Raw genomic sequence first — 8,693 nt, 5'->3', positions numbered from 1 at the left:
GGCGTAGCTTTGATATGACTGATAGCAACTCACAGGTTCAAATATTCGAACCGCCTTTTCCAATTGAATCATTCGACTTTAAATTGTTATGGCATCAACGCCGTGAGGGCGATGCGGCGCATAATTGGCTGAGGCAATTAATTACTACTGTGCTCAATGCAGAACTTAACGAAAGAACTTAGTAGAACCACGTAGAACAATTACTTAATCTAACAACGTATACCTATTATCAATAATAGCCTGTTGATCATCAATGTGTTCATAGCGATGTTTGATCTATGCTGTTGCATATGTAGAAAATAACATTAATATTTCGATGACTGTATATCTCACTGAACGAATTTAATGAGCTGATAATTGCTGAACTGATTCAATAAGTTCTGTACCTTAATGAGGACTTGTATATTAGGCTGTAGGCTACTGAACCGCCCCGAGATTGTCGGAGACACAACATTCTGAGAGAATACGACAATGAAAAGACAAACCTACACCCCTGAGATTAAAGAACGCGCCGTTCGCATGTTGATAGAAGCAGCAAACGACTATCCCTCCACATGGTCAGCCATTCAAACCATAGCGTCAAAGATTGGCTGTACGCCTGAGACCCTGCGATCATGGCATAAAAAACATATTGAGCAAACTATTCCTGCCTCGGTACAAGCTCAAAGCCAAGATCAACGGATAAAGGAGCTTGAACGCGAAAATAAAGAGCTTAAGCAAGCCAACGAAATCATCAGAAAGGCTGCTGCTTTTTTCGCCCAGGCGGAGCTCGACCGTCTACCCAAATAATGGTCAACTCTATTGATGACCATAAAAACAATTACGGGATCGAGCCAATCTGTCGAGTACTACCGATTGCCCCATCAACTTACTATCGCGCTAAATACTTGGAGTGCTACCCTGAACAACGATCATTTCGCAGACAGCATGACGATTTCTACACCAGTGAAATCAGACGCATCTGGCAGGACAGCAAGTGCCGTTACGGTGCTCGCAAAGTCTGGCAGCAGATGAAAGCAGATGGTATTCATGTGGCTCGTTGTACGGTAGAGCGGTTAATGAAGCAGCATAGCCTACAAGGCGTTTGGCGTGGTAAAGGCAAAATAACCACTCACAGTCGTGATGACCAAAAGCGAGCAGATGACCTAGTCAATCGTAACTTTAATGCCCATCGCCCTAATCAGCTTTGGGTTGCGGACTTCACTTACATCAAGACAATGAATGGTTGGGTGTATACCGCTTTTATTATTGATGTGTTTGCTCGCGCTATCGTCGGCTGGAAAGTATCCAATCGTATGAACACTGATATGGTGATGGCAGCGTTAAATCAAGCGATAGCTGATAGAAATAAGCCTAAAGACGTCATTTATCATAGTGATCGAGGCGTTCAGTATTTGTCCATACGCTATACGGATAGAATGGATGACTCTGGTGTTATTGCTTCTGTGGGTACCACTGGTGATTCATACGACAATGCTTTAGCTGAAACGGTCAACGGGCTTTATAAGGCTGAAGTGATTCATTATTTAAAGCAGAGTTGGACTGGCGTTAATGATGTGGAACTGGCAACCTTTGAATGGGTAGACTGGTTTAATAAAACCCGTTTGCATAGCACGATTGGTTATGTGTCACCTTTTGAGTTTGAAAGACGGTATTATGATAATCTTAATCTGTTAGGTGAAGCTGCCTGACTCAAGCAAATCAACCTCCGATATAGTCGGGGCGGTTCAATTTGTCAAAAGTGACATTGAGCTATGCTGAAGGAATCTTGGAGAATAACTTGGTAAACTAACGACTCTCTGAGGAGTTTATCATGACTAAGAAAACCAGAGTCTATAGTACAGCTTTCAAAGCTGAAGCTGTTAAATAAATAGAAGGCAACAGCAGCAATGGTTCACTGACTGCAATGCAGCTAGACATATCGAGTTTTCTACGGTACTGGTGCGGTTCAGTTATAAGTGGTTCCATTATGGAAGTCTGTTTTAAGTGGTCTGTTAATAGGTTTAAGAGGCTTTTTAAGCGGTTCCCTTGGGCTATACCGAAATCACACTTATGAAAAACTCAATTATGATATTCATTTTTACTTACGGCATAAGCGACTTAAAAAGAATTTTATTAAATATTGTTTGAAACATGTTGACAAACAAGCGTGACAAATTCGAAACAATTCAATATTATAGCAAGATTATCAAAATAAATATTTGTTGAGAATTATCTATGCGTTTGAGCCGCCTGTTTGCAAGCTTATTGGTCTTAGTGCCAACGTTAGTTATTGCTGATTTAGATATAACGGAAACCAGAACTGTTGTCTGTAATAGAGTGGGTGAATCAGGCACTCCTAACACTTGTCCTGCGAATCGTGGCCCTTCAATCGTAGATATTATCAAAGCGGATCAGGCTAGGGGCAACCCTATAAACGTCTTAACAGGCAACAAGTTTGAGCAGGCAACTGATATACAAGCTAACAGTGGTGATTACAGTCTTAGCTTTAATCGTTATTACAATTCGAAAAGCACGCAAAGAGGTATACTTGGTATTGGTTGGCGTCATAACTATGAGATGCAGCTACAAGATATTGATGATCAAATAGATATCATTCAAGCCGACGGTCGACAAATCCACTTTCAAAAGACTGCCGCCGCTATGGGTGGCAGTACTCTATTCGTCACCCGCTATATCTCTGAACAATCTGAACTTGGCTACCTTGAGCGTACCCAAAGCTCAGACCCTACCAGAGCCGCTTGGCTATGGACCCTACCTACTGGCAAACAGTTTCAGTTTACCGCTCACAGACAAACCAACGCTGTTAACCAAATAGGTCAGCACCGCTTTGGACAACTATCCCGTGTTACCGAAGATGCCAATGATCCTAGTAGTCCGTATTGGGCATTGACCTATGGCGTTGATGGCACCCTGGCTCAAGTACGCAATCATACAGGCGATACTCTTAAGTTCGCTTATGAGACCACAGCAAATGGTCTACCTAAGATCAGTATTACCAGTAGCAGCCAAAACAAAGCCAATAAAGGTAGATGGGTCTATCTATTAGATCAAAACAACAATCTGGCTCAAGTGGTCTCACCCACTGCCGTTAGAACGGGCTATCTATATCAAGACCCTTTTGATAAGCACAACCTCACTGCTAAGCTTAGTTACGATGATAATGCAAAGGCTCGGCTTATTACGCAGTGGCAATACGATGCTTATGATCGCGCTATTAGCTCTTCTCATAAAGACGGTATAGAGAAAGTTAGCGTTGCTTATGATTCAAATACTATCCTACCTACTCAAGCTGGGCATATCTTTACCAATCGTATTACCAATAGTGTTGGAGAGACAACCGACTACCGCTATCGTTATACTAACGATGAAGCACAGCTATTATCTGTGATAGGTCCAAGTTGTTTAACTTGTGGTCCTGCCAATGTTAGCTACGAGTATGATAATGCTGGACGTGTCACTAAGACCAATCAGCTTAACGCACAAGGACAAACGCTCTCCTCTACTTCTACTGTGTATGATGATAAAGGGCGTATTACCAAAGTTATCCAAACCAATGAGCAAAATCAACAAACATGGCTCACTTATAATTACGATGATCTAAGCCTTCCTACACAGCCAACCGCTATTAGCCGACCCAGTGTGGTAGAAGGTAGAACCTCACAAACTAAGCTGAGCTACGATAATAGCGGTAATATCATTAGTATGACTGAAATGGGCTATCAGCCTGCAACAGCAACCCGTCAAGTGCAGCCTATTAGTAGAACGACCACCTATCAATATAAAAAGATTAATGGTAAACAACAGCTAACATCGGTTGATGGTCCTCTAGAAGGTAATCAAGACACAACTCGCTATCAATACGACCAGCAGAATCAGCTCACCTTGATCAGCTACCCTGAGGGTCTAACTCAGGCCATGAGTTACGATACTCAAGGCCGAGTCGTCACTCTACTTAATATCGATGGCACAATAAATAAATATCAGTACAATGCGCAAGGTCAAGTCACCCAAAGCGATCAAGCGGGACAAGTCAGTCAAATAAACTATGATCCTTTAGGTAGAATACAGCAAATCACCGATCCCCTAGGTCAGATACTGAACTACCAGTATGACGCAAGTGGACAAATCATTGGCATGAGCGATGGTAAACAAGCGCAAATTGATCTCACTCGTGATACTGAGGGCAATCTTACTGCTGCTAACTTGTTAGTCGATGGCAAAGTCGAGCAGCAAACCGCGTTTGAGACTCTAGACGCTGCTAGTAAACAAGACCTATTAGCTAGTATTCAAGCCATCGCTGAAGGAGATCAAGGTAATAGTGCTCGACCCGATATCGCTATTAGCCCTTATCAAAAGCTTGGTGCACTATTAAATCAAGCTCCTGCGTTTGTACAGGCGCAGATAGAACAAACCGACGCTCAAGGACTTATCACTACCTATACTGCTGATGACTTTGGCAACATAGTGGCAGTGAATAGTCCTACTACAGGCATCAGCACTTATCAATATAACCAAAATAGCTTACTTATCGGTAGTCAATCACCACTAAACGCACAAACCTATCAGCGCGATAGCATTGGACGTGTTACTGGCATTACCGTATCAGCAACCGATGGTAGCACCGAGCAGCATCGCATTACATGGGGCAAACAAAACAAACCTGTCAAAGTCACCTATCCGACAGGCTTCGAGAGCTTTAGCTACAATAACAACGCGCAATTGCTCACTCATACCCAGCAAGTCGATCAGCAAAGCTTCACCCTCAACTATAGCTATGACGATCAAGGCCGAGTCCAGTCCAAAACTCTACCTGATGGCAACGTTATTGAATACACCTACAATGGCAATGATAAGAAAAAGGTTGGGGTTCTAAATGGCATTTATCTAAAAGGCATCTGGGACAAACCTATTATCACGGGTCTTAATTCAGACAATGACACCAGCTTGGTGCAGCGCTTTAACTTTGGTAACGGCATCAGTAACCTAGTACAAAAGGATAAAAACGGCCGCATAGTCTTAGCAGGCAATCCTAAAGTCGGACAAACTGCCCTGAACTACGATCCCAATCAAAAGCAGCGAGAGCCTGAACAAGTCACTCAAACCGCAAGCGCTCAGATGGGGGATGCCATCAACCCTCAAAGCGCCATCAGTCAGCAAGTCCGTACCGTGCTTGATCAAGTGCTGTACGATCAAAACCCTGAGCCGTTACTTGCCCCACAAAACGACATCATCGAACAAATCAGCCAAACCCCTGAGACGGACGAATGGGGCAGAACCATAAATCAAGGCGATCAGCACTACGAGTACGACAGCCAGAACCGCTTAACTAAAATCAGTGCCACTGATGAGAGCGGTAAGCTTATCCCAATAGCCGTCTATCGCTACAACACCTTTAATCAGCGTGTCGCTAAGACGACTTATAACCATCAAGGTCATAAAACCAAAACCACCTATTACTTCTATGATGGCAATCAGCTCATTGCCGAAACGACAGACACCGCAGGACAACAGGCGGATAATCTTAAACAGTATGTCTGGCTGAACGACACCCCTATTGCCATCCTGCAGCAAGGTGAGCTGTACTACATTCATACTGATCATAGAAACGCGCCGATAGCGGTCACTGACAACACCAGTAAGCTTATCTGGCAAGCGGACAATGAAGACTTTGGCTATGCCACTATCAATGCGAACAGCACGTTTGAATTAAACCTACGTCTGTCTAATCAATACTACGATAGTGAAAGCGGTCTACACTACAATACCAATCGTTATTATGATGCGCTAAACCAACAATACCTAACCCCTGATCCGTTAGGACTGGCAGCAGGCCCTGATCTGTTCGCCTTTGCTCTTAATCAGCCGCACAGTATAAGTGATCCGGATGGGTTGGCTCCTGAAAAACATAAAAGAAGTGAGGTTTTTAAAGGAAGTGCTCAAGATAAATTTGAAGTTATTGTAAGAACTGCAGTTCAAGGCAAAGATAAAAATGGTAAATATTTACTTGCTACTGACATTAGAAATGAGCTTTTAGCTTTAGTTAGCGATACTAAAACTATAGCGACAACAGCAGGTATTTTTGTAGCTTTTGCAATTATTCAGGCTACGCCAGTAGGATGGTTGGCAGATGCTGCTATGCTAGGTGTGGCTGCATATTTTCTAGGGACAGCAGCATGGGATCTAATAAAAGCTGTGGTTAATATAGGAAAACTATTATTGACCTCGTGTAATTATGGACAATTATTTGATGCTGCTGAACAGTTACGAGGTGCTATAGTTAGTGCTGTAAATGCAGGAATTGGCTTAACCGGAGCTGCGGGAGCCTCTAAGCTATCAAAGCTATTCAAGACCTTACCAGACACCTTGGGTTTGCCTAAGTTAAGTGATAGTCAAGTTCAGAGAATTAAAGATATAGGTCTTAAACCTGTCATTGGTGCATTTAAAACCTTAAAAAGCGTTATAAACAAACCTTATACTGTTGCAGTTTCTAGTCCAATTACAAGAGGACCAGGATACTCAGATAAACTTAATAGTGTATTTAATACTTTCGGAAATACTATTTTTGGTGTAAAACCTGATTTTATTATCAGAAACAACAAAGATAGTAACTTTGCTGTTACTAGAACTGATGGTAAGCTCAATTTCTTTTATCTTTCACCGAATAAAGGTAAGGAAAAAGTTGATTGGCCTGATAATATGGATGACTATTTGGTAGATCAGCTCAGTCGATATCATAAAACGGGTTACTTTGAAGACAAAAAAATTACATCTACTAGGGCAAAAGCTTTTTATGATGATCTAGTGAAGACAGTCTTTGGTAATTGCAAAGGTGGTATTCCAGCAGGGAGACCATTTGCAGTTATACTATTAGCGGCCAATACCGTAAGTTCAGGATGTGTGGTTGATAAAGATAGAGTTAGTTTCAATGTGGTGCAAATATTAGAGCCTACTGAAAAGGGTGCGCAGCCCATCGTTAAGATATTCGATACAGCGAAACCAGCAGGTACAGGATTTAACAAGACAAAGTTAACTTTTGTTAGAAAATTAAGTACATTTAGGACTTATCGAGCTGAAGGTATCGCAGGACATAGGCTTATTAGAGATGAAACAAATCAAGCTCTATGGTCATTACCAAAAGGTGTTAATCAATCATTAATACCAATTGATGATATTGTAGGAGATAAGCTACAAGCTTTGGTTAAAAAACATGCTGCAACTTGGAGTAATAAGAAGCTTAGTAGAAACGAGAAAGATGCTATAGCTAATGCTATTTCCAAGAAAAACTATGGGCATGCTAATATTTTACGGGCACAAGCAAAAGGAAGATATGTAGAAAAAAATGTGAGGAATGAAGCAGAAACAACTCAAGGCTTAGAACACCTGAAATGGAGCCCTAAAGGCATCGATATTACAGACCCAAAAACAGGTGTCAAATATGATGTGATGTCTGGTTCTGACCTTAACATGCGTACACATGTTGAGCGTATGCCTAGCTTTATTTGGCGAATGCTAACCTTTTAATTTGTAGTGAGATAGATTATATGAAGAAATTTAGAGATAAAACGATAGCTAATACGGAGATTGTTCTTCAAAGTGAAAACTGTGTATTTCTAGGACCAAATTTAAAACTCGTTGATTGTGTTGTTATCAATAAGCAAACGGCTAGAGGTATACAGTTCTTAGATGCTGAAATGGTTGGGGGTGTTTTTCAGACGAAGAAGAAGCTAACCAATTGGCAAGAGCATAGTGTGACCTTCGACTCGGTAACCTTCAAAGGTAATTTTTTAGGATGCGATTTGGGCGGACGCCCTGATGAAGAGTCATCAAATCATTATGGATTAGTAAAAGACTGTGATTTTAGCCAAGCAAATATGCACCTATGCCGATTGTTTAATGCTGATATCGAAAGCATTAAATTTGGTAGATGGCCGTACTTCACTATTATTAATCTCGAGGCAGCCGCCATTCAAATTCAGAAATTAAACGTCCCAAATGAGTTAATAATATCGTTAGATATTTCTGATGAGCCAGAAGGAACATCAGCTGTACTATTTAATGCTGAATTGATTGCTAAGAAAGAAGGAATTGATATAGAAGTTATCAAAGAATTAGTCAGCCAGATTGATAGTGTCATAATATAGGTTATTTTATGGTTATAAGGACTATTATTAAGGAGGTCTACTGTGATTGGTGATACGGTTATTTTTGAACCAGATGTCGAAAAAATTAAATATTATCCAGAAGAAGGGCACGGGTTTACATTTGAAACGTTGTGGTTTGATACCATTACAATGCTTGAGCTTACGGATATAATTGACATTCCAATTGATATAGCTGACACCGTCGCTTATGACGAGCATAGTGGTTATTTACTTTCGAAGCTAAACCCAAAAGCGGTTAGCTATATTTTTGAGAAATATCCAACACTGACTACTCTAAAAAATGTTGATGATTTAGATAAGGACGATCCGCTACACCAATTAGGTGATGTTGAGATATCTGATTTGATCAAGCTCTATGAGTTTATAAGACGATACGGTATAGAAAATTTATATCTTTATTCTACCTTTTAAAAGCCTGCTATTGCAGGCTTTTTTATGATACTACGTTAAGCTCACATTTAAGGAAGGCAGCTCAGTATTAACGACTTATTGAACCGCCCCAAGTATATCGGAGAGTGATTTACTTGA

The 8,693-nt window shown here is 41.1% G+C and carries 4 protein-coding genes, 1 pseudogene and 1 other annotated feature; all 5 genes and pseudogenes read left to right on the top strand.

The genetic code is table 11. The features are described from left to right. Positions 1 to 182: pseudogene (locus INT03_RS14865) on the top strand (hypothetical protein); the annotation flags it as partial. Between the two features lie 289 nt (positions 183 to 471). Then, positions 472 to 1,691, top strand: a protein-coding gene (locus INT03_RS01170) for an IS3 family transposase (protein ID WP_193007234.1) whose coding sequence is annotated in 2 segments (ribosomal slippage) — positions 472 to 748 and positions 748 to 1,691 — 1,221 coding nt in all. Because the reading frame shifts where the segments join, the coding sequence is not laid out codon by codon here. Next, positions 747 to 863, top strand: a sequence feature (AL1L pseudoknot). Its footprint overlaps the gene before it by 117 nt. Positions 1,692 to 2,217: 526 nt before the next feature. Further along, the gene (locus INT03_RS01165; RefSeq protein ID WP_193007233.1) at positions 2,218 to 7,524 is read left to right on the top strand and encodes a DUF6531 domain-containing protein; all 5,307 of its coding nucleotides are present in this window, start codon (positions 2,218 to 2,220) and stop codon (positions 7,522 to 7,524) included. A 20-nt stretch (positions 7,525 to 7,544) separates the two neighbouring features. Further along, complete coding sequence (locus INT03_RS01160) at positions 7,545 to 8,144, top strand: hypothetical protein (RefSeq protein WP_193007232.1); 600 nt, start codon at positions 7,545 to 7,547, stop codon at positions 8,142 to 8,144. A gap of 42 nt (positions 8,145 to 8,186) precedes the next feature. Then, the gene (locus tag INT03_RS01155) at positions 8,187 to 8,576 is read left to right on the top strand and encodes a hypothetical protein (RefSeq protein ID WP_193007231.1); all 390 of its coding nucleotides are present in this window, start codon (positions 8,187 to 8,189) and stop codon (positions 8,574 to 8,576) included. Positions 8,577 to 8,693: the final 117 nt, after the last annotated feature.

It is taken from the genome of Psychrobacter sp. PG1 (genome assembly GCF_014897815.1).
Classification (GTDB): Bacteria; Pseudomonadota; Gammaproteobacteria; order Pseudomonadales; family Moraxellaceae; genus Psychrobacter.
This window is presented reverse-complemented; position numbering and strand designations above follow the sequence as displayed.

What these genes read in the sequence shown, in the direction of transcription:
- INT03_RS01165 (WP_193007233.1), top strand. Translation starts at nt 2,218, where the DNA reads ATGCGTTTGAGCCGCCTGTTTGCAAGCTTATTGGTCTTAGTGCCAACG.
- INT03_RS01160 (WP_193007232.1), top strand. Translation starts at nt 7,545, where the DNA reads ATGAAGAAATTTAGAGATAAAACGATAGCTAATACGGAGATTGTTCTT.